The organism is Clostridium sp. CS1-1 (genome assembly GCF_056135525.1).
In genome coordinates this window covers 4,422,007-4,444,758 of sequence record NZ_CM148680.1, presented here as the reverse complement: position 1 = coordinate 4,444,758, position 22,752 = coordinate 4,422,007, and the positions used below count along the sequence as shown (strand labels likewise).

The 22,752-nt window shown below is 30.8% G+C and carries 15 protein-coding genes and 1 other annotated feature; of the genes, 8 read left to right on the top strand and 7 right to left on the bottom strand.

The window, feature by feature from the left end; all coding sequences use genetic code 11:
• Nucleotides 1-30 precede the first annotated feature (30 nt).
• Nucleotides 31-1,227: a transglutaminase-like domain-containing protein gene (locus AC0N0V_RS21015; protein WP_474460809.1), complete on the top strand. Its 1,197-nt coding sequence runs from the start codon at nt 31-33 to the stop codon at nt 1,225-1,227.
• 48 nt (nt 1,228-1,275) lie between these two features.
• On the opposite strand, the gene AC0N0V_RS21010 is transcribed toward AC0N0V_RS21015, so the two are convergent.
• The 3 genes from AC0N0V_RS21010 to AC0N0V_RS21000 all read right to left on the bottom strand — a co-directional run bounded on the left by AC0N0V_RS21010 (nt 1,276) and on the right by AC0N0V_RS21000 (nt 3,349).
• The gene (locus tag AC0N0V_RS21010) at nt 1,276-1,632 is read right to left on the bottom strand and encodes a tetratricopeptide repeat protein (protein WP_474460808.1); all 357 of its coding nucleotides are present in this window, start codon (nt 1,630-1,632) and stop codon (nt 1,276-1,278) included.
• A 155-nt stretch (nt 1,633-1,787) separates the two neighbouring features.
• Nucleotides 1,788-2,591: an ABC transporter permease gene (locus tag AC0N0V_RS21005; RefSeq protein WP_474460807.1), complete on the bottom strand. Its 804-nt coding sequence runs from the start codon at nt 2,589-2,591 to the stop codon at nt 1,788-1,790.
• Entirely contained in the window at nt 2,591-3,349 is a 759-nt protein-coding gene (locus tag AC0N0V_RS21000; RefSeq protein ID WP_474460805.1) for an ABC transporter ATP-binding protein, read from the bottom strand. Before AC0N0V_RS21000 ends, AC0N0V_RS21005 begins: the two co-directional genes overlap by 1 nt.
• 613 nt (nt 3,350-3,962) lie before the next feature.
• Between AC0N0V_RS21000 and AC0N0V_RS20995 the strand changes: the two genes are divergently transcribed.
• Nucleotides 3,963-8,249 carry an acyl-CoA dehydratase activase-related protein gene (locus tag AC0N0V_RS20995; RefSeq protein ID WP_474460804.1) on the top strand — a complete coding sequence of 1,429 codons (4,287 nt, stop codon included), beginning with the start codon at nt 3,963-3,965 and terminating at the stop codon, nt 8,247-8,249.
• Nucleotides 8,250-8,641: 392 nt separating this feature from the next.
• Nucleotides 8,642-9,376, top strand: coding sequence for a class I SAM-dependent methyltransferase (locus tag AC0N0V_RS20990; RefSeq protein ID WP_474460803.1), 735 nt, complete (start codon nt 8,642-8,644; stop codon nt 9,374-9,376).
• Between the two features lie 202 nt (nt 9,377-9,578).
• Here the strand turns inward: AC0N0V_RS20990 and AC0N0V_RS20985 are convergent, their stop codons facing one another.
• Nucleotides 9,579-10,415, bottom strand: coding sequence for a MerR family transcriptional regulator (locus AC0N0V_RS20985; RefSeq protein ID WP_474460802.1), 837 nt, complete (start codon nt 10,413-10,415; stop codon nt 9,579-9,581).
• 150 nt (nt 10,416-10,565) lie between these two features.
• On the opposite strand from AC0N0V_RS20985, the gene AC0N0V_RS20980 reads away from it, so the two are divergent.
• Both AC0N0V_RS20980 and AC0N0V_RS20975 read left to right on the top strand, forming a co-directional pair.
• Complete coding sequence (locus AC0N0V_RS20980) at nt 10,566-11,621, top strand: FtsZ/tubulin family protein (protein WP_474460801.1); 1,056 nt, start codon at nt 10,566-10,568, stop codon at nt 11,619-11,621.
• A gap of 346 nt (nt 11,622-11,967) precedes the next feature.
• Nucleotides 11,968-12,786, top strand: a complete 819-nt coding sequence (locus tag AC0N0V_RS20975; protein ID WP_474460800.1) for a TIM barrel protein — start codon at nt 11,968-11,970, stop codon at nt 12,784-12,786.
• A 268-nt stretch (nt 12,787-13,054) separates the two neighbouring features.
• Here the strand turns inward: AC0N0V_RS20975 and AC0N0V_RS20970 are convergent, their stop codons facing one another.
• From AC0N0V_RS20970 to AC0N0V_RS20960, 3 genes are all read right to left on the bottom strand, one after another.
• Nucleotides 13,055-14,080 carry an ABC transporter substrate-binding protein gene (locus AC0N0V_RS20970; RefSeq protein WP_474460799.1) on the bottom strand — a complete coding sequence of 342 codons (1,026 nt, stop codon included), beginning with the start codon at nt 14,078-14,080 and terminating at the stop codon, nt 13,055-13,057.
• Between the two features lie 345 nt (nt 14,081-14,425).
• Nucleotides 14,426-15,565: a S53 family peptidase gene (locus AC0N0V_RS20965; protein WP_474460798.1), complete on the bottom strand. Its 1,140-nt coding sequence runs from the start codon at nt 15,563-15,565 to the stop codon at nt 14,426-14,428.
• A 121-nt stretch (nt 15,566-15,686) separates the two neighbouring features.
• Entirely contained in the window at nt 15,687-16,364 is a 678-nt protein-coding gene (locus AC0N0V_RS20960) for a hypothetical protein (protein WP_474460797.1), read from the bottom strand.
• A gap of 1,413 nt (nt 16,365-17,777) precedes the next feature.
• Nucleotides 17,778-17,994, top strand: a binding site (T-box leader).
• Between the two features lie 53 nt (nt 17,995-18,047).
• Here AC0N0V_RS20960 and AC0N0V_RS20955 point away from each other — a divergent pair.
• From AC0N0V_RS20955 to AC0N0V_RS20945, 3 genes are all read left to right on the top strand, one after another.
• Nucleotides 18,048-18,554, top strand: a complete 507-nt coding sequence (locus AC0N0V_RS20955; RefSeq protein ID WP_474460796.1) for a GNAT family N-acetyltransferase — start codon at nt 18,048-18,050, stop codon at nt 18,552-18,554.
• 22 nt (nt 18,555-18,576) lie between these two features.
• Entirely contained in the window at nt 18,577-21,225 is a 2,649-nt protein-coding gene (locus AC0N0V_RS20950) for a valine--tRNA ligase (protein WP_474460795.1), read from the top strand.
• A gap of 116 nt (nt 21,226-21,341) precedes the next feature.
• Nucleotides 21,342-22,682 (top strand): bifunctional folylpolyglutamate synthase/dihydrofolate synthase, encoded by a 1,341-nt coding sequence (locus AC0N0V_RS20945; protein ID WP_474460794.1) that lies wholly within the window; start codon nt 21,342-21,344, stop codon nt 22,680-22,682.
• Nucleotides 22,683-22,752: the final 70 nt, after the last annotated feature.

Here is a 22,752-nt window from a genome sequence, read left to right as displayed (position 1 = left end):
CTAGTAAGTTCTCCATTAAGATAAGAGGTGATGAAGATAAGTACTAATATTAATCCAGTGACATTAGCGTTAGTTTTAATATTATCATATCCTCTGTTAAAGGGTTTTTTATTTAAATTCTCTTCTCATGGTTTAAAATCTGATATTGATGAGATGAATAGAAGTATATCTTTTATTATAGCTATATTTTTAGGAGTTTACTATGGTAAAAAAACTTTTATATTGCACGAAAACAACATATTTTCAAAAGTATATAAGTTATTGCCAACAGATATTATTCAGTATATAGAAAATAATACGTTTATAATTTATGCAGTTGTAATACCATTATTAGTTTTGATGTTTTATAAGATTATTAAGCTTATTTTTGATCTTATCAATTACGTAACTTTTTATCCTATTTTAGACAGTATTGAGAATTTTTTAGGATCCAAGAGCAATTTGTTTAAAAGAATAACAGGATTATTATTTCAGCTGCCTAAAGCTATAAGTTATCTTCTTATGGTTACGTTTATGCTAAATATATTATCTATATTTAGCCCAAATGGTAAGTTGAATAGATATTTAGAAGATTCAAAACCATATAACTCCATTTGCAAGGAAGTAATTATACCGGTTACTAATTCAAATATAGCTAAACAATTACCGAATATAATTAATAACTCATTTAAAATAGTAACTAGGGAGTCTGAAACTTCTGAAACTAAGGAAACAATCCCAGGCAGAGCTATAAGCAAAGGAAAGACTATAGTTTATTATAACGGGGTTACTCTAGATGAGGGCATAAAATCAAATTTGGAGATAGATAAGTTTGCAAGAAAGCTTGTTGAAGGTGAAAGTGATACTAAGGTAAAAGCAAAAATATTGTATGATTGGATAGGAAATAACATATCTTATGATCATGATAAAGCTAATAAAGTCTTAAATAATGACTTTGATGTTAAGTCTGGTTCAATTACTACTTTTAATTCAAAAAAAGGAATTTGCTTTGATTATTCATGTTTATATGTTGCGATGGCTAGGGCAAATAATATGAAGGTAAGGCTTATAACTGGCGAAGGTTTTAATGGGGTAAGTTGGGTAAGCCATGCTTGGAATCAGGTCTATATACCTGAAGTAGGGAAGTGGATTAATGTAGATACCACATTTTATAAGGGTGGAAACTATTTTAATAGTAAAAGATTTGATTTAGATCACAAAGATGCACAGATAGCCGGAGAATGGTAGATAATAAGTAAATAGCAGCTTAAGGAGTAGATCCTAAGCTGCTATTTATTATGATCTTAATATGTGATTTTTAAGTATAATGTTTATAGCCTTTTCACAATCCGTGTCATTATTATCTAAACACCAAGCAGTATTAAAATATACTAAGGCTTTTCTATTATCCTTCAACATAGTGTAACAGTATGCGAGGTTAAAAAAGTACTTACTCTCCATTTTTAAGCTAATAGCAGATTTTAATAAAGGTATAGCCTTTTTATATTCTTTAAGTTTTATGAAACATACTGCAGAATTATAAAACGAAGAGGCTTCATTATCTTTAAACTTAATAGCTTTTTCATATAAGTCTATAGCCTTTTTATAATCCTGAGTATTATAGTATTCATTAGCTTTTTGAAAGTAATTCATGGAAATCCTCCTTAAGTAACTTTTTTATGGTACTGTACTAAATATAAATTTTAGTAACTTTCTTATTAGAAATATTAGCCATAATTAGTTTTTTTTATTCAACATTAAGATGTAGGTCCGAAATTTTACTTAAGAAGAACTAGTAAATATTAAAACTAGTGTTGTGATTTTATTCTAAGCCTTTTTTCTATGAATTCTACTCCTTCATACATTAAATAAGCTAGGATAGATAGAATTATTATACTTAGCATAACCATATCTAATTGTGAAATTTGTCCACCAAATATTATTAGGAATCCCAGACCGTCCTTAGCAACTAAAAATTCTCCCATTATAACTCCGACCCAGGAAAGACCTACATTTATTTTTAAGGCTGAAACAAGTGTTGGAATTGATGAAGGAAGAATAAGATAATTTAATATCTGTGGCTTAGATGCACCAAATGTTTTAAGAAGTCTTATTTTGTCTATATCAACCTCGTTAAATCCATTTAGTACTGTTAATATGGTTACTACTATAGAGATTAATAGTGCCACTAAAATTATTGCAGGGGCTCCGTTTCCCATCCAAAATATTATAATAGGTGCAAGGGCTACTTTGGGAAGGGCATTAAGCACTACAATATACGGATCTAAAACTTTTGAAACGAAATCTGACCACCATAGTATAATAGCAACTAATGTACCAAGTATAGTTCCGATTGAGAAACCAAGTATAGTTTCCCAGCAAGTTATCCAAATATGTCTAAATAAATTTCCTTCTGTATATAGCTTAAGAAGTGTTTTCCACATTCGAGAAGGAGTGCTTGTAAGGAATGGATCTACCCATCTTAGGTCTCCAGCTATCTCCCAAAGGGCGAAAAAGCTTATTAGTATTAAAATTCTAGTAGTCACAATTAATCTTTTTCTTTTTACTACGTTCTTAATATATAATTCATGCTCTCTAATTTCATCTTTCATCAAGTATTCAACTCCTTCCATATATCATTGAAGTAGATTCTAAACTCTGGTTCTTCTCTAGATTTTAAAGGTGACTCGTGAGGATTTTTAAATTCAATATTAAATATTTTTCTTATGGAAGCTGGTCGTTTTGATAAAACAATTATTCTATTCGACATGGCTACCGCTTCTGAAATATCATGAGTAACCATTATTGCAGTTTTACCTTCTTTTTTTATTATTTTAAAAATTTCATCACCTATGTTAAGACGAGTTTGATAATCTAGGGCGGAAAAAGGTTCATCTAATAGTAATACTTCAGGATTCAATGCAAGAGTTCTGATTAAGGCTACTTTTTGCCTCATTCCACCAGAGAGTTCATCAGGATAATGAGATTTGAAATCCCATAAACCATAGTCTTTAAGCAGATTATTAATTTTATCTTTATAATCATTAATAGGTTTACGTTGAATTTTAAGTCCTAGTATTATATTATCCCAAACGGTAAGCCATTCAAATAATTGGTCTCGTTGAAACATATATCCCATTTTTGTAGAAACAGAGGTTAACTTTTCACCATCTATATGAATATCACCAAAAGATGGCTTTAAAAGCCCAGCTATTATATTAAGCAGTGTGGATTTACCGCATCCTGAGGGACCGGCAATAGTCAAGAATTCACCTTCTTCTACTTGAAAGCTTATGTCATCTAAGGCTTTAGTCCAAGTTTTTAAGGAGTGGTAGTTCATGTGGATGCTATTAACAGATACCTTACTCAAAAGATCAACCCCTATCAATATTTATTTAGCAATTTAGTTTATTATATGTGTTAGTAGGAGATAGTGTTAAATTTATTGTGAGTATGGATATTATATACAAATAAAAATGGACAAGAATGAAGATATGTTATAATATTAGTATATGGAATGTTTGAAAGTGAAGTAGTCTAAAAATTAGTATAAGTTTAACTAAAACTTCATTAAAACTTAATTAAGGCTTAATGAAATTTTAACTAAATTTGTAAAGTAGTATGATAACCGTATATTTAATAAGTATGGTTATTTTTTTGACTATTAATTATATATTTAATAGTAAATAAAGATTTTAATAAAAAGTCGTGATTATATAAAATTACCCACTATATACTACCAGTTCCTTTTAATGAGGACTTAATGCTACTTATTACAAAATTAGAATTAAAAGTTTATCCAATGACTATCCGCTCTAATATCACCATTTTTTAAAATTGGGATAAAGAGCGGATACGTCTCTGGATAACGAATTCTAAGTATCAAATGGAGTGTACACTCCATCTAATGCTAAGAATTCTGTTTATTTGGAAAACATCCATGTAAGTAGAAATTATTAATTTGTAAAAAGGTGATAGAAGTTATGAGAAAATTATTCCATATAGGTCTTGATGTTGGTTCAACCACAGTAAAAATTGTTGTTTCAGATAATAAGGACAGTATAGTATATAGCAAATATCAAAGACATTTTTCGGATATAAAAAGTACTATAATTAGTATTATAAAAGAAGCGTTCGAGTATTTTAAAGATGCAAGCATTACAATAATGGTAACAGGGTCAGGTGGATTATCTGTATCAAAGTGGTTAAGCATACCATTTATACAAGAGGTAATAGCGTGTACAAATACGATAGAAAGATTTATTCCAAGCACTGATGTAGCAATAGAGCTTGGTGGCGAAGATGCTAAGATAACCTTCTTTGATGATGGGATTGATCAAAGAATGAATGGTACTTGTGCAGGAGGTACAGGAGCATTTATAGACCAAATGGCATCTCTTCTTCAAACAGATGCACAAGGATTAAATGAGCTTGCGAAAGGATATAAAGTTATTTATCCTATTGCAGCGAGGTGTGGGGTTTTTGCTAAAACCGATGTTCAACCATTATTAAATGAAGGAGCTGCTAAGGAAGATATAGCAGCTTCAATATTCCAAGCGGTAGCTAATCAAACTATAAGTGGACTTGCCTGTGGTAAATCGATAAAGGGAAATGTAGCATTTTTAGGAGGACCGCTTTACTTTTTATCAGAACTTAGGAAAAGATTTGTTGAAACATTGAGTTTAGCTGAAAAACAAATTATATTTCCAAGGAATTCTCAATTGTTTGTAGCTATGGGGGCGGCCCTTGCTTCTAAGAAACAATCTATTACATCATTTAGTTCTCTAATGGAACAATTGCCTAAATTACAGGGAGTTTCGAGTGAAGAAGTTCAAGTGATTAGGCCTCTTTTTAGAGATGACAACGAACTAGATAGATTTAAAGAACGACATAATAGGTATGTTGTTAAGAAGAAGGATCTTGCAAGTGTAGAAGGAAACTGTTACTTGGGTATAGATGCAGGATCAACAACCACTAAAGCTGCTCTTATTGATGAGAATGGGAATTTAATTTATTCATATTATGGAAGTAATGAGGGTAGTCCATTAAAGTCTGCTATAAATATACTAAGTGACCTGTATAGCAAGTTGCCTCCAAAAGCTAATATAGTGAATTCAGCTGTAACAGGATATGGAGAGGGGCTTATAAAGGCTGGACTTTTAGTGGATATAGGAGAAGTTGAAACTGTGGCACATTACAAAGCTGCAGAGTTTTTTAATCCTGGAGTAGATTTTATCTTAGACATTGGTGGACAGGATATGAAATGTCTAAAAATAAAGAACGGGGTTATTGATAGTATAATGTTAAATGAAGCTTGTTCTTCTGGGTGTGGGTCATTTATAGAAACATTTGCACATTCATTAAACATGAACGTAAGAGATTTTGCAGAAGCTGCAGTACATTCACAAAAACCTGTAGACTTGGGTTCCAGGTGTACAGTTTTCATGAATTCAAAGGTTAAACAGGCGCAAAAGGAAGGAGCAAATGTAGGAGATATTTCTGCAGGATTATCCTATTCGGTAATTAAAAATGCTCTTTTTAAAGTAATAAAAATAAGAAATCCAAAAGACTTAGGTAACAAAGTAATTGTACAGGGTGGAACTTTCTATAATAATGCTGTTTTAAGGGCATTTGAATTAATATCTGAAAGAGAGGTCGTAAGGCCTGATATAGCAGGGATTATGGGAGCTTTTGGAGCAAGCCTGATTGCTAGAGAAAGATACGTGGAAGGAAGTAAAAGTACAATAGTCACTTCTGATGACTTAGATAAGTTTACTGCTGATATAGATATGAAGAGATGTGGAAAATGCGCTAATAACTGTCTATTAACTATAAATAAATTTTCTAACGATAGAGCATTTATTTCTGGCAACAGGTGTGAAAGAGGCGTTGGCATAGAGAAAAAGGATGTAGATATACCTAATCTATATGAATACAAATATAAGAAAATTTTTGATTACATTCCATTAAAAAAGGAAGAAGCGAAAAGAGGAGTGGTGGGTATACCAAGAGTCTTAAATATGTATGAGAACTACCCATTCTGGTTTAGTTTTTTTACAGAGCTAGGATTTAGAGTAGAACTATCTCCACGATCATCTAAAAAGGTATACGAACTTGGAATTGAGACCATACCATCGGAATCAGCTTGTTATCCTGCAAAAATAGTGCATGGACACATAACGAGTTTAGTAAAAAGAGGAATAAAGTTTATTTTTTATCCATGTATTCCATATGAGCAGAAGGAACAAATAGAAGCAGATAACCATTATAATTGCCCAATAGTTACATCTTATCCTGAGGTTATAAAAAACAATATGGATATTTTAAAGGATGAAGGTATAAAGTTTATGAATCCATTTTTACCTTTGGATAGTAAAAGTAGATTAATAAAAAGACTTTGTGATGAATTTAAAGAATTTAATATATCCTATAATGAAATTGCTCAAGCGGTGGAAAAGGCTTATGAAGAGGATAAGACAGTAAAACAGGATATAAGAAAAAAGGGAGAAGAGGTACTAGCGTACCTTGAAGAGACTGGAAATAAGGGTATAGTGCTTGCAGGAAGGCCATACCACATAGACCCAGAGATAAATCATGGTATACCTAATATAATTACATCTTATGGAATGGCTGTCCTTACAGAAGATTCAATAGCACATTTAGGGAAGGTAGAAAGACCTTTAAAGGTAGTGGATCAATGGGTCTATCACTCAAGGTTATACGCTGCAGCTAGCTTTATAGCCACTAAGGAAAACTTAGAACTTATACAATTGAACTCCTTTGGGTGCGGTCTAGACGCAGTAACGACAGATCAAGTTCAAGAAATATTAAATTCGTATGAGAAAATATATACTGTGTTAAAAATAGATGAAGGAAGTAACTTAGGTGCTGTAAAAATAAGAATACGTTCCTTGAAGGCTGCTTTACAGGAAAGAGAGACTATAGGATTTAAGCCTCATAAGATTCTTTCAATGGAAGAAAGAGTACCGTTTACGAAAGAGATGAAAAAGAAACATACGATTTTATGTCCTCAAATGTCTCCTCTACATTTTCAATTTTTACAAGAGGCCTTTAAAGCCTCAGGATATAATTTAGAAGTACTCCCATCTGTGGATAAGAAGGCAGTAGAAGAGGGATTAAAGTATGTAAATAATGATGCTTGCTATCCTTCAATAATAGTTGTGGGGCAGCTAATTGAAGCCCTTAAATCTAATAAGTATGACATAAATAATACCTCAGTTATGATAACTCAAACTGGGGGAGGGTGTAGAGCTACCAATTATATAGGGTTTTTAAGAAAAGCATTAAAAGAAGCAGGTATGTCTCAAATACCTGTAATATCCTTAAATCTAGTTGGCATGGAAAAAAATCCAGGTTTTAAAATAACACCTTCGCTTTTAAATAAGGCTATCATTGGTGTGTTATATGGCGATTTATTCATGAGGGTACTTTACAGAATAAGACCTTATGAAAAGATTCCTGGATCAGCAAATATTCTATACGAGAAGTGGATTGATAAGTGCAAACAAAATGTAAGAAATGGAGACCATAAGCAGTTTAAAGAAAATATTTACACAATAGTAGAAGAGTTTGATAATCTGGAACTAAACAACGTGGAAAAGCCAAGAGTAGGTATAGTAGGTGAGATACTCGTTAAGTTTCATCCAACAGCTAATAATAACATCGTAGATATAATTGAGGATGAAGGCGCTGAAGCTGTTGTTCCTGATTTAATGGATTTTGTTTTATACTGTGCTTATGATGCAAAGTTTAAACATGAATATTTGTCAGGGGATAGAATTAGTAAGGTTACACGAACTGCTTTTATAAAGGTTATTGAGTTCTATAGACGACATATGAAGAATGCTCTAGAAAAAAGCAAAAGGTTTACACCACCTGTTGATATAGAGAAATTGGCAGAAGGCGCATCACCTATAGTATCTCTAGGAAATCAAACTGGCGAAGGCTGGTTTTTAACTGCAGAGATGGTAGAACTTATTGAACAAGGAGCTAAAAATATTGTTTGCATGCAGCCCTTTGCTTGCTTGCCTAATCATGTAACAGGTAAGGGAATGATAAAGGAACTTAGAAGAAGATACCCAGGTGCTAATATAGCTGCTATTGATTACGATCCAGGAGCTAGTGAAGTTAACCAACTAAACAGAATAAAGCTTATGCTTTCAGTTGCATTTAAAGCAATGGAAGATGAAGTAAATAAAATTCAGATAGAAGCTATAGCGCAAATTGCGGCGGAAAAGAGAAAAAAGTAAGATAATTGGAACATTAAAAGACTGTAGTAAGTTTAAGTAAGAGAGTTTAAACTTTACTACGGTCTTTTTGTTTAAGTTTATGGATAAATGAGCATTTTAGACTAAAAGAGAAAACTTTAGAATGAAAGTTTAACTGGTAAGATTACAAAAACAAATATGGTTATAAAAGATAGGTATAATTAAAGATATTACATAGATAAGTTGGCGAAAGAATATTATTTATGGCAATCTAATGCTCGTAAAATTATAAGAACATAAATTCTATAGCAATGTGAAAAAATAATACAGATAAGTTCTTGTACGTCTTTAGTATGTTTACACATGCTATAATATTAACAGAAGTTTTATAGTATGTTTTTTATAAAATACTACGGTTCAAAGGAGAAGGTGTAATGAAAGAAAACAAATATGATGATGCGAGCTTTTTTAATCAATATAAACGAATGGCACGTTCAGTTAGTGGATTAAAAGCAGCTGGAGAATGGCATGAACTTCAAAAGATGTTGCCTAATTTTACTGGAAAGCGTGTTTTAGACTTAGGTTGTGGATTTGGGTGGCATTGCCGATATGCTATTGAGCAAGGGGCAAAATCAGTAACCGGTATTGATATATCAGAGAGAATGCTAAAAGAGGCGCAGAAGATGACTGAATCTCCATTAATTGAGTACATCCAAAAGCCTATCGAAGACATAGATTATGCTCCTAATACTTTTGATGTTGTAATAAGTTCTTTGGTTTTTCATTATGTTGAGTCTTTTGGTGATATTTCTAAGAAAGTAAGCAACTGTCTTTCAAGTGGTGGAGAATTTGTGTTTTCGGTTGAGCATCCTGTGTTTACAGCTTATGGATCACAAGACTGGCATTATGATGAAAAAGGTAATCGCGTCCACTGGCCTGTAGATAGATATTTTACAGAAGGTATTCGCAAAGCTAATTTCTTAGGTAAGGAAGTTATAAAATATCATAAAACGTTAACAACTTATATAAAAAGCCTAGTAGAGTCAGGCTTTGAAGTAACAGGTATTATAGAACCTGAGCCAGAGGAGTCTATGTTAAAAAATAATTCCGAAATGCAGGATGAGTTAAGAAGACCAATGATGTTGCTTATTTCTGCTAAAAAGAAATAGATCTTAGTAATTTGAATAATATATTTATAAAATTAGATTTGGTATTCCTATTTTTATGATTAAAACGATTTTTTCTTAATAGACGAAACAACCAAGCATAAATAACATGCTTGGTTTTATATTATTATATTATAGGGGTAAGTTCTTACTCTAATAATGCTATATAGTTTAAAACAAGAGTACAAAGTTATATCTTCAAATATTATTTAAGTTTAATTATTTGAAGTAATTTACCTAAAAAACCTGCGTTAGCATTATCTCTTTCTATTTCGTATTGAGTATAATAAGCATCTTGTATCACTCTCTTAAAATCTTTAACTTCTTTTATTAAACGTTCATTATTAGTTAAAGATGATTGAGCAAATGTATCAAAATTATTTAGTAAATTAAGTTTTAATTCGTTATTTTCACTATTAATTTTTTCTGACATAAATTCCGTGATATTGGTAATGAGTTTGTCATGTGAATTTATGTTAATTTCATTAACGCTATCAAATTTGGAATTTAGGTGTTCTTTAATTTCTTTAGATAAATCCTGTTTAAATTTATTAAGACTTTTACCTTGAGCCTCAATAATTGTTGAACTGATATTTTGAAGATATAATGAATTAGCATTTTGTATATCATTAATTAACTGAACTTTAAAATTTTCAAACTGAAGTTGTTGTTCTTTTTTAATTGAATCAATAAGCTCTTCAACAGATAATAAATTACTTTCTGAATGTTGGATTTCAGTATCATTTAAAGGCAATTTATTATAATAATCTTGAATTTCTTTAAGAGACATACCTCTATTTTTTAATTTTATTAAGAATTCTAATTTATCAACGTCATTGTTAGTATAGCGTAATTCTTTATTTACGATTTCAATTTTTAGAATATCGTCAAATATGTTTGTATAGTATTTTACGTTACCAATATTTTCATTTAATAAATCAGCAACTTGATCAATAGAATAGTACAATATTTCGCCTCTTTTTTTGTTTTGAATTTTATAATTAAATTTTTGGGTATCTATATATTTATCATTATTATCCATAATAATTAATCCCTCCCTTTTCCTTTTCGAGCAAACAAAAGGTAAACTTAAGTGAAAGTTACAATTATTTTAAAAAAAAGATTAAAAGTGTAAGGTTATCATAAATTTCTTCGATAATATATGTATAAAATATAGCAAGGGAGAGTAACTATGGAAAAAGGCAAAATGTTATTAGTTTCATTAGGACAAGGTGCTGGAAATATAGTGGATGGACTATTAAGTAGAAATCCGAGATATAATGGGTTATTTTTAAATAGTAGTTTATTTGATATTAAGCCATTAAAAAATGTAGATATGGCCAAGAATGTATACCTTTATCCAGGAACAGATGGTTCAGGAAGAGATAGAAATAAATCTAAAGAAATGATAAAAGATAATGTTAACGCTATAGGAACATTATTAAGCAAATATCCTTTAACAGAAGTAGTTGTAGTATTTACAACTATGGCTGGAGGAACAGGTTCTGGTGCAATAAAAACCTTTATACAAATAGTAAAAAAAGTAATACCAAATGCTAAAGTAAATGTGGTAGCTATTTTACCTAGTTTAAAGGAAGATGAGTTAGCCTTTAAAAATACTATGGAATGTTGGAATGATGTAAATAGTATAATGGATTTAATAAATGACGTTAAATTTGTAGATAATAATAAGAGAAACACGTACAAAGAAATTAACAATGAAGTAATTGAAAGTTTAGATTTAGCATACAACATAATAGGTATTCATGCTGATGGAAGCATTGACAATAAAGATTCCTTCAGAATAAATACAGCAGAAGGATCAGGTCTTATTTTAAAATTATATGATGGTTTAAAGGATGCTAAAACTGCTGTAGATTTAGCTATACAAAATAGTGTGTTTGTTCAACCAGATGTATATGATTGTGATTATTTGGGGATTAATCTGAAAATTGGTGGGTATGACCCATATGAAGTGTCCAAATTATTTGAAGTTTATAAGAGTACATATATAACATATAATAATAAGAACAATATAGTAGTTCTTGGAGGATGTGAAACTCCTACAGAATCAATAAATTTAATAAAGATGGCTTTAGAAGATAAGAATAAAAGAAAATTATCAAGAAATAGAAAAAGAAGTGTTATTATTGATTTAAATACAGACGGTGAAGAAAAGAAAGAAGAATTAGACGAACTTAATAATAGTGAATTTAATGATTTATTTGAAGATAGTTATTCTTTTTAGTTCTATTATTATTTCTTATTTTATTTAATATCTTTCATTACTTTTTCGCCAAATTTATTGTTTACAATCTTATTAAAAGATGGTCTTTAAGGAATTAACTCTGCTATATAGAATTGTCATTAATGCAACTATAGGAACATCAAAATCGTTTCATAGTTTTTATATTATAAAACCATTAAAGGCTACATATACTTTAGATGTATACCAAGAAATAAGGTTGTTGTTCTTAATTTATAGAATAGGCCTTTTAAGTACACTAATATTAAGCTGTATTTTAATAAAATATGTTAAAAGGTATAGCTATGTATACTTATAATTATTATTTGAAAGTGCAAGGGTAATAAAAATGGACAAATTATTATTTGGAATTTCAGGACTGCCAATAGGCAGTGAATTAAAAAAAATTAACTATGCCGCTGGGATTGATTATGTAAAATCAATAGGATTGGATGCGATGGAGCTTCTTTTTGTGAGAAATGTAAATGTAACAGATAAAAACAAAGATATAATACTAAAAACTAAGTTGGATAATGATTTTTATCTGTCAGCTCATGGATCACATTATATAAATCTAAATGCAGATGAACCTGAAAAGCAAGAACAGTCAATAGATAGAATTATAAAAGCAATGGAAGGATTGTCGAAAGTTAAGGGAAAGAGTTTAATATTTCATCCGGGGTTTTATTTAAAAGACTCAAAGGAGGAAGCATATAAAACTATAAAAGAAAACTTATTAAGGCTTCCATATAAAGATATTGATTATAGGCTTGAGACTACTGGAAAAAGAACTCAGTTTGGCACACTTGAAGAATTGGTTTCTATCTGTAAAGAGGTAAGGTCTTGTAAGCTATGTATTGACTTTTCACATATACATGCAAGGGAAAATGGCAGCTTAAAAAGCTATGATGACTTTGCAAAAATACTGCAATATGTACTTAATGAATTGGGGAGGTCTGCTCTAGACGATTTGCATATTCATATGGGCGGAATAAATTATAATGAAAAAGGTGAGAAAAATCATCTTCCTTTATTAGAAAGCGATTTCAATTATGTAGAATGCTTAAAAGCCATAAAAGATTTTAACGTGAAAGGATGTGTAATTTTAGAAGGTCCTCTGGTAGAGAAAGATGCACTGTTATTGAAAAATACCTATAAAAAATTATAAGTTCTATTAAGGAGAAGTATTGTTGCAAAATGCAATCTCACAGTTATAGATAATGTTAAAATAATGATCAAAACTTATTGTTCGACTTAAGGAAAGAGTAAGATTAATTTGGTCAATATAGGAAATGTAGACGTTATACTATAATTTTTATAAGAAACGAAGTAACCAAGCATAATAACATGCTTGGTTTTTAATGTAAATTAATATGTGATTTTAAAGTTTTGAGCGTCCTATAGGAATTCATTGTGCTATTTTGACATCATTTAGTTTATTTAATATCTTTCATTGCTTTTTCGCCAAATGTGTTGTTTACAATCTTATCAAAAGGTGGTCTTTGAGGAATTAACTCTGCTTTGTAAGATTGAATTATATCCATAAGTCTACCTAAGTTCTCTTCCTTCAAAATAGGTGTTGTAGCAAAAGCGTCAATAGCTCTATAGTTCTTTGTTACGGATACAAGAATATCCTCATCAGTTCCTGGGAAGAAGGATTTAATTGACTTAGCTACTTCTTCGTCACTATGCTTTTGAACCCATAGCTGACCTTTATAAATAGCTCTAGTAAATTTTTCTATAACTTGTGGATTTTTATCCATATAAGATTTAGTCGAGAAGAAGCAAGTATAAGGAATATTCCCAGCTTCTTTTCCTACGGAGGCTACAACGTATCCGGAGTTATCCTTTTTAAGCATACTTGCACCAGGTTCAAATAAAGCACCATAATCACCAGTACCGCCTTTAAATGCACCAGTAGTAGCGGCAAATGCAATATTGGTTATAACATTTAAGTCTTTTCCAGGTTGAAGTCCATGATTTCTAAGTACATATTCAAGAGCCATTTCAGGTACACCACCTGGTCTTCCACCAAGCAGATTTTTTCCCTTTAGAGATTCCCATTTAAAGTCTTTTTCATCTTTTCTTGAAACGATAAAGGAACCATCTTTTTGAGTTAATTGTGCAAATAGTACAGGGTAGTCTTCCTTTTGTTGATTGTATATATAAATTACTTGCTCAGGCCCACAAAATCCTATATCTACACTTCCGCTTAATACTTGTTGCATAGTTTTATCTGCACCTTGACCAGTAGTTAAGTCAATATTTATTCCTTCTTCTTTAAAGAAACCTTGACTTATTGCGGCATACATTGGTGCATAAAAAACTGAACGTGTAACCTCATTTAATTTAACTGTTACCATAGTTTTAGTATCTTGTTTTTGTCCACAACCAGCAAAAATTGAAACAATAAAAATCAAAATAGATAAAATTGACAAAGGATAAAACTTACCTTTTTTCATAATATACCTCCATAAAATTTTAGATTAATTTATATTATGAGTTAGGAGGTATTTATGTTAATGCTTTTTAGCATTTTTAGTTTTTATAGATTTTCTAACATGTACTGTATTAATAATAGCAATAAAGTTCTTAGTAAAATTAAGATACTATAATAAGTTCTATATTTGCTTGTATATAAAAAGAAGACATCTAGAAGAAAAATAATGGACGTAGGTACATTTGTAAAAAATGGTATGTTTTAATAGTTATTTTTAACAGACAGTATCACATTGGATTATAAAACATATTCATATGTTACTGTAAATTGCATTATAAATGTAGCCAAATTACGACATTTAAACAACTTAATTTTTCGTTATTAACGTCTTATAAAGATTGTTTGTTATTGGACTTCCTAAACCTGTAGAAAAGTCATAATTATCTATATTGCTACTTAAAGTTGTTTTGTTAACTATATTTTTGAAATTTAGTGGGTAGGTTTTGTTTTTAGATATTTCATATAGAGTATCATGAATATTATTAATAGGAAATTTCTTATTTTCGTTGACTAAAGATATAAATGCAGCCCAAGCTGGCGCACCTAAACTTGTTCCTGCTGAAGTGGTCCATCCAATCTTCTTGTTATTAAGCATAGCACTACAATAAATCAAAACGCCTTTCGAGATATCTGCATAAAATGATACATCTGGTACAGCCCTATACCCATTGCTATTAAGATTATAGTCTATTTGATATTTAGGTGTAGGTATATAATTACTTATACCTCCGCCAGATCCATCCCATGCAACTTCAAGATTAGTTAAGTTTCCACTTGAATCTAATGAAAAAGTAGTACCTCCAACGGCTAGGACATTAGGAGAAACTGCTGGCCAGTTAACTTTTCCGTTATCTCCTGATGAAGCAATAAAGATAATATTTTTATTCTGAAAATGACTTTCGTAAGATAATTCGTCTTCAAATTCTTCTATTGACCAACTCATAGAAACTATATTGGCTCCAATACTTACACTATAATCAACAGCTTTAATTAAATCATCAATAGAATCTGATTTTGCAACAATTAGTGAAATTGAAGATTTAGGAGCTAGCGCATGTGCCCACTCCACATCCAAAGAAGTCTCTAAAGCCCAGCTTCTATCCTGTTTATCCGGAATTCCTCCTGGATAAAAAATCTCCATGTTAGTATCCTCTAAATTAAATTGCTTATTAAATATTTCAACATCATTTTTAATTGTTGGACTTCCATATGGTACTATAATTGCAATGTTTTGTTTTTCACCTTTTGAATTTATTAAATCTAAACCATAAGCATGCCTTATCTGAAGCGGATTATATGCGTCTATAGAGTTATCAAATAGATGATTAGCGATATATATTTGATTTTTTTTATTTGGCTGATTTAAAATCTCCTGATTACCTAGAACTGGAGAAGACGTAAATATGTGCATTGATAAAATTGCTAATAATATTATTTTTCTTATCATATAATTTCACCCTAAAATTTCAAATTTAATTTTAAAATTTATGTTTATTTTACATAAAGAAAGTACCAGTATTTAAAAATCATATACTGGTACTTCGCTTAATTACTTCTTATGCTTTGATTTATCTCACACTTGAATGATAAATCTGTGCCCACGATGGATCACCATAGAAATATAATATTGCTCCACGTCCGGTTTGTTGTCCTAGTGTACAATCACCAGCATATCCAAAAACTAAGTATGCAGTAACACCAGCCGCAACAGTGAACTCGACTTGCCCCAATACAGCTGTTACAGCAGCACCTGCAAGCAGTTGATTTGCCATTTGATTTAATTCAGTTGCAGCGTATCCTGAATTAGTAGCATCCATTACGAAATCAAAACCATACCAATGCCAAATATAAGAGCCGCTAACATTTATACCAGCTGGTGATACATGTTTAATTTCACTTAAATTTTTAGTCTTTTTATCAAATTTTAAATCACCAGATTTTATTTTCTTGTTAACTTGAGCTGCACCAGCCTTTATTTGGTCTAGAAGCTTAGAATCAATATAATTGCTAGCTTCTTTACTTATAACGGTTGTTCCATCATTGCTTTGTACTAAATAATTTTGTTCAATTAATTGAATAGCTTGTACATGTTCTGTAATTTTCTTTCCTTTTTCATTTTGCTGAATAGCTATGTTTTCAGTTCCTAAGGAAGCTGCACGAACTGTTATTGAGCTAGATGAAATTGAAGCTGTAACCAATGTTAGCCCTAATAAAGATACGCTAAAAATACGAGTTCTTTTGTTCATTTTAAATCCCCCACTTTACAAATATTTTTAAAGTTATTATATAATGTTAGTTGTTTGCAGATACACTTATACGAAGGCTTAATAATTACATAATTATAAAATAGCTGCACTATTAAATCTTACAACTAAAGATTATTTCCTTGAATTCAAGATTATGTAATCGCTACAACATCTATTTTATATGATAAAAAAGTAAATTCAATCTCAAATGCATGAAAGCTGAATAAGTAAGCATGAAAGGAATATTTTTGCTTAAAAAATATTTTATGCTTAATTATTCCGCTTTCATGCAATAATTATTTACTATTTGACTTATGTATGATATTTCTATATTAGAATCTATGTTTCGCACATAAAAATTATCAAATAATTAATTACAAAGAATATTTACTCATTCTGGTAGTATCACTGAATTGTAGATGAACCAAGAGTATATATTTAGTAAAAAATCAATAGCTAAAAATCTAAAATTACTGTAGATTCAATAAAATCTCTTATAAAAACAGATTTTTAGCTATTTGAATTTTTTGCAAAATTCATCTAACAATAAAGCTTACTGTCATAGTTGTTATAGTATCAATTTAACTTACTAATGATTGACCTCATTCCTTTAGTTTTGAGTTTTCTTCACAAGGCTGTCTATTTATCTAAAAGATTTTTATTAAACTCACTACCAAAGTAATGTTTCCTGAATGGAATCTAAGTATTTTATTCTCGGTCATAACGTGTCACCACTTTTTTACTAGTCTAAGCGACTTGCTTGTTTATAATATTAAAAAGCTAATTAAATAATCAAAATGTAATAGGAGGTGTTTTATGTATATAGGGGGCAAAGGTATATTGTCAATTTTATTCTTTTTAATGATAATCCGAAGCTTTTATAAGTACTATTTTATTAATAAGCCGTCTTTTAAGCCCAGTATGTATTTTAGAGAGAGCTATAATAATAATCCAATGTATTTTAAAAAGATATATCATATGTTTTGCATATATAGATTAATAAGCTGTATAGTATTATTAGTAATTACTATCTTAATTAAAGGTGATTTATTAATAAATGCGTATATTTTAATGTTATCTATCTTGATTATTCCTAGTTGTATCTTCTTTATCAAACTGAAGCTTATAAAAAATAATATTTAGATACATTCTTATATTGTACAAAATCACCAGATTAGTCGGTGGTTTTATTATAATATCAACTCTTTAAAATAAAGCCTACTTAAAAAATTAATTTGTATTTATTTTATTAAAAAAATCTTATAGAATTAATAACTGGAAGGTGATTTTAAAGACGATTTTTAATACGATTAATAGCAATAATAATCTTATTTTTCAAAATAAAATCTTCATTAAATATCTTGACAGTTTAACAATTAACGTTATAATAATATTTAATAGTTAAATATTATTATAATAGCTGTGAAAAAGAGGAGTAGAAGTAGTAAAGTATTAAGAGAGGAAAGTTTATTAGCTGAGAGACTTTCTATATGGACCACTTCGAAGGTAGCTTTGGAGCTTCTTTGCTGAAAATTTTAGTAAGTAAAGACGGTTTTCTTAACCGTTAATTGTATTAAGAGCCTGTAGTCTTGCAGGAAAAAAGGTGGTAACGCGGGTCTTCGTCCTTTTATAGGATGAAGGCTCTTTTTGCTTTCTATGATATGCATAAAGGGGGAGAGCTAAATGGAAATCATTGTAAGACCAATAGAATTAAGAGATGCTAGAGAGGTAAATGAATTAAGAAGATCAGATGGGGTAAAGGAAAATATTCTAGGAATAGTTAGTGAAAGAATATCACAATCTGAAGCATTTATAAACAGTTTAAGTGAACATGATCATTTGCTTGTAGCTGAGATAAGTGATCATGACGGTAAGAAAGTCATAGGGGTTATAGGACTTAATATAAATAGAAATCCTAGAACAAGGCACACGGCATCTCTTGGAATTATGGTACATAAGGATTACCAAGGAAAAGGAGTAGGTAAGTCCTTAATGAGTAAAATTCTTGATCTAGCTGATAACTGGCTCATGCTTGTTAGGGTTGAATTAGGAGTATTTACAGATAATGAAAAAGCTATAAACCTTTATAAAAGTTTTGGATTTGAAGTTGAGGGAACTAGAAAATATGCTGCTATCAGAAATGGTAAGTATGCAGATGAATATATAATGGCAAGATACAAAAATATATAACAAAATCTAAGGAGGAATCATAATGTCAGAAAAAAAAGAAATGGCTACTACGTACAGTCCAAAAGAATTTGAAAGTAGAATTTATAAGACTTGGGAGGGAAAAGGTTACTTTACTCCAGAGGTAGATGAAAATAAGACTCCATATACAATAGTATTACCTCCACCAAATATCACTGGAAAACTTCATCTAGGTCATGCACTTGATGATACTATTCAAGATGTAATTATAAGAACAAAAAGAATGCAGGGATACAGCACTTTATGGCTTCCAGGACAGGACCATGCAAGTATAGCTACAGAAGTTAAGGTTGAAAATGAGCTTTTAAAACAAGGTCTTAAGAAGAAGGAAATGGGAAGAGAAGCATTCCTAGAAAAGGTTTGGGAATGGGCTGATGAATATAGAGGAAGAATAATGGATCAAGTAAAACAACTAGGTTGTTCAGTAGATTCAACAAGAGAGTGTTTTACTATGGAAGAAAAGGCTAACAGAGCCGTTAGGGAATTCTTTGTAAGATTATATAATGACGGGTTAATTTATCAAGGAAACAGAATAATAAATTGGTGCCCAAAATGCCAAACAGCTCTATCAGATGCTGAAATTGAATATAGTGAGCAAGCAGGGCACTTCTGGCATATTAAATATCCAGTAGTAGGAACTGATGAACATTTAGAAATAGCTACTACTAGACCAGAAACAATGCTTGGAGATACTGCCGTTGCGGTTAACCCAAGTGATGAAAGATATGCTCATTTAGTTGGAAAGACTATAATGCTTCCACTTGTTAATAGGGAAATTCCAATAATAGCAGATGACTATGTAGACGTAGAATTTGGAACAGGAGCAGTTAAAATAACTCCAGCTCATGATCCTAATGATTATCTAGTAGGTAAGAGACACAATCTACCAGAGCTTAATGTTATGCATGAAGATGGAAGAATGAACTTCCCAGGAACTAAGTATGACGGATTAGATAGATATGACGCAAGAAAACTTATAGTTAAGGATTTAGAAAATGAAGGCTCCCTAGTAAAGACTAAAGATCATACTCACAATGTAGGATGCCATGATAGATGTAACACAACTATTGAGCCTATTATATCAAAGCAATGGTTTGTAAAGATGCAGCCTTTAGCAGAACCAGCTTTGGAAGTTGTTAGAAGTAAGAAAGTTAAGTTTGTACCTGAGAGATTTGAAAAAACATATTTTAACTGGATGGAAAATATCCAAGATTGGTGTATTTCAAGACAGCTATGGTGGGGACATAGAATTCCGGTTTGGTACTGTAAGGATTGTGGAGAAGTTATAGTATCTGTTGATGAACCAACTAGCTGTGGTAAGTGTAGCGGCGATAAATTAGTGCAAGATAAGGATGTATTAGATACTTGGTTTAGCTCAGCATTATGGCCTTTCTCAACTCTTGGTTGGCCAGATAAAACACCAGACTTTAAGTATTTTTATCCTAACAGTACATTAGTTACTGGATACGATATAATATTCTTCTGGGTTGCAAGAATGATATTCTCAGGACTTTATTGTACAGATGAAATACCATTTGAAAATGTACTAATTCATGGAATAGTAAGAGACTCTGAAGGAAGAAAGATGTCAAAATCATTAGGTAATGGTGTTGACCCGCTTGATGTAATAGAACAATATGGAGCAGATGCATTAAGATTTACTCTTATAACAGGAAACGCTCCAGGAAATGACATAAGATATTATCCTGAAAGAGTTGAATCTGCTAGAAACTTTGCAAATAAAATATGGAATGCATCAAGATTTGTTCTTATGAATTTAGATGAAGAAGTAATGAATAAGTATAAGGATTGTAAAAACTACAGTGGTGCAGATAAGTGGATTTTATCTAGAATGAACACTCTTGTAAAAGAAGTAACGGACAATATAGAAAAGTTTGAATTAGGAATCGCATCACAAAAAGTATATGACTTTATATGGGGAGAATTCTGTGACTGGTATATTGAGCTAGTTAAGCCAGTTATGTATGGAGAAGACGAAGAAGCTAAGGGAGTTGCCTTTAATGTACTAAATAAAGTTTTAACTACAAGCTTACAATTATTACATCCAATAATGCCATTTATAACAGAAGAAATATATACTCATTTATATACTGAGTATGAATATATCGCTATATCAAAATGGCCTGAATATGAAGAAACTCTACATGATGAAAAGTCAGAAAAGGATATGGATTATGTAATAGAGGCTATCAAATCTCTAAGAAATGTAAGAATAGAAATGAATGTACCTCCTTCAAGAAAGGCTAAGGTATTAGCTTACGTAACTGAAAGCGAAGCATTAGAAGCATTTAAAAATGGAGTAACTTACTTCCAAAAACTTGCATCAGCAAGTGAAGTAGAATTCCTAAGTAATAAAGAAAGTACGCCAGAAAATGTTGTTTCCGTAGTTACAAGAGGAGCAGAAATGTTCATGCCATTACTTGACTTGGTAGATTTAGAGAAAGAACTAGAAAGATTAAATAAAGAAAAAGAAAAATTGGAAAAAGAAATAGATAGAGTGGAGAAAAAGCTAGCAAATGAAAGATTTGTAGCTAAAGCACCTAAAGAAGTTGTTGAAGAAGAAAAAGCAAAAGGTGAGAAGTATAAAGAAATGCTTCAAGCAGTTCTTGTAAGATTAGAAAGTTTAAAATAAATAATAAGATGGCCCTAAGAGTTGAGTAAATTCTTAGGGCTATTTTTATTCTTTCTAATTTGATTTAATACTTGATTTTTGGTAGAATAAAGGAAAAAAGCGGGGATGTGGGATTTGTGAATTATGAACAAGCTATTGATTATATAACAAATACAGCTAAGTTTGGAATGAATTTTGGGTTAGAGAGAACTAAAAAAATATTAGAACTTTTAGATGATCCACATAAAAAAATTAAGTCTATACATATAGCTGGCACTAATGGTAAAGGATCGACTACAGCTATGATTACAAGGATACTAATGGAGGCTGGTTTTAAAGTTGGTATGTACACTTCACCTTTCCTTGAGGTATTCGAAGAGAGGATTCAAATAAATGGAGAAAATATTTCTAAGAATGACTTAAGCGATGCTGTTACAGAGGTGTCTAAGGCTGTAGATAAAGTTATAGAATTAGGATACGACCATCCAACAGAGTTTGAGATAATAACATGTACAATGTTTTGTTATTTTCACAAGAACAATGTCGATTTTGCAGTGGTTGAAGTAGGGTTAGGGGGAAAGCTTGATTCTACTAATGTAATGGAGCCTTATTCTAGAGAATTAGGTGGTGGAGTAGTTGCAAGCGTAATTACTTCTATAAGTTATGATCACATGCAGATTTTAGGTGATTCTTTAGAAAAGATCTCACATGAAAAGGCAGGTATAATAAAGAGTGGAGTTCCTGTAATTGTGTATCCTCAAGAGGCTGAAGCGGAAAAGGTTATAGAAGAAGTATGCTTTGAAAGAGGATGCAAATTAATAAAGGTAACAAGCAACTCAGTAGAACGTAAAGAGTTTCCTAATGATAAGATACATAGAAATACTTTAGACTACACACAAAACTTTAGTCTAAAAACAGATAAAAACAATTACGATATAAAACTATCGCTTTTAGGAAAGCATCAACTTTTAAATTGCGCTACGGCAGTTATTACAGTAGAAGAATTAATAAAACAAGGTATAAAAATAGAAAAAGAGCATATATTAGATGCTTTAAAGAAAGTAAAATGGATTGGAAGACTTGAAGTAATGAAAAACAATCCACTAGTTGTAATAGATGGTGCACATAATATAGATGGTATTAAAAAGTTAAAGGAAAACGTAGAAGAATATTTTAGGTATAATAAGATGATTTTGATACTTGGGATACTAGCAGACAAGGAAGTAGATAAAATGATATCCACAATTATTCCTTTAGCTGATAGAGTGATTGCAGTAACCCCTAATAGCTATAGGGCAGAAAGTGCTGAAGAGCTTAAGAATGAAATAGAAAGGTATGGTGGGAAGTGCAAGGCAATGAATAGCTATGAGGACGCATATAAATTAGCACATTCATACTGTACTGAGGAGGATCTTTTATTGATATCTGGTTCTTTATATATGATTGGAGATATGAGGAAGATTATAAAAAATTCATAATTCTAAAGGGTGTAATTCTCGATACGAATTATACCCTTTAATTTTTACAAAAGTCCTGTATTAAATAATA

Bases quoted from the DNA above. Each gene is read 5' to 3' on its own strand.
- AC0N0V_RS21015 (WP_474460809.1), top strand. From the start codon at position 31: ATGAAGATAAGTACTAATATTAATCCAGTGACATTAGCGTTAGTTTTA.
- AC0N0V_RS21010 (WP_474460808.1), bottom strand. From the start codon at position 1,632: ATGAATTACTTTCAAAAAGCTAATGAATACTATAATACTCAGGATTAT.
- AC0N0V_RS21005 (WP_474460807.1), bottom strand. From the start codon at position 2,591: ATGAAAGATGAAATTAGAGAGCATGAATTATATATTAAGAACGTAGTA.
- AC0N0V_RS20995 (WP_474460804.1), top strand. From the start codon at position 3,963: ATGAGAAAATTATTCCATATAGGTCTTGATGTTGGTTCAACCACAGTA.
- AC0N0V_RS20990 (WP_474460803.1), top strand. From the start codon at position 8,642: ATGAAAGAAAACAAATATGATGATGCGAGCTTTTTTAATCAATATAAA.
- AC0N0V_RS20985 (WP_474460802.1), bottom strand. From the start codon at position 10,415: ATGGATAATAATGATAAATATATAGATACCCAAAAATTTAATTATAAA.
- AC0N0V_RS20980 (WP_474460801.1), top strand. From the start codon at position 10,566: ATGGAAAAAGGCAAAATGTTATTAGTTTCATTAGGACAAGGTGCTGGA.
- AC0N0V_RS20975 (WP_474460800.1), top strand. From the start codon at position 11,968: ATGGACAAATTATTATTTGGAATTTCAGGACTGCCAATAGGCAGTGAA.
- AC0N0V_RS20970 (WP_474460799.1), bottom strand. From the start codon at position 14,080: ATGAAAAAAGGTAAGTTTTATCCTTTGTCAATTTTATCTATTTTGATT.
- AC0N0V_RS20965 (WP_474460798.1), bottom strand. From the start codon at position 15,565: ATGATAAGAAAAATAATATTATTAGCAATTTTATCAATGCACATATTT.
- AC0N0V_RS20960 (WP_474460797.1), bottom strand. From the start codon at position 16,364: ATGAACAAAAGAACTCGTATTTTTAGCGTATCTTTATTAGGGCTAACA.
- AC0N0V_RS20955 (WP_474460796.1), top strand. From the start codon at position 18,048: ATGGAAATCATTGTAAGACCAATAGAATTAAGAGATGCTAGAGAGGTA.
- AC0N0V_RS20950 (WP_474460795.1), top strand. From the start codon at position 18,577: ATGTCAGAAAAAAAAGAAATGGCTACTACGTACAGTCCAAAAGAATTT.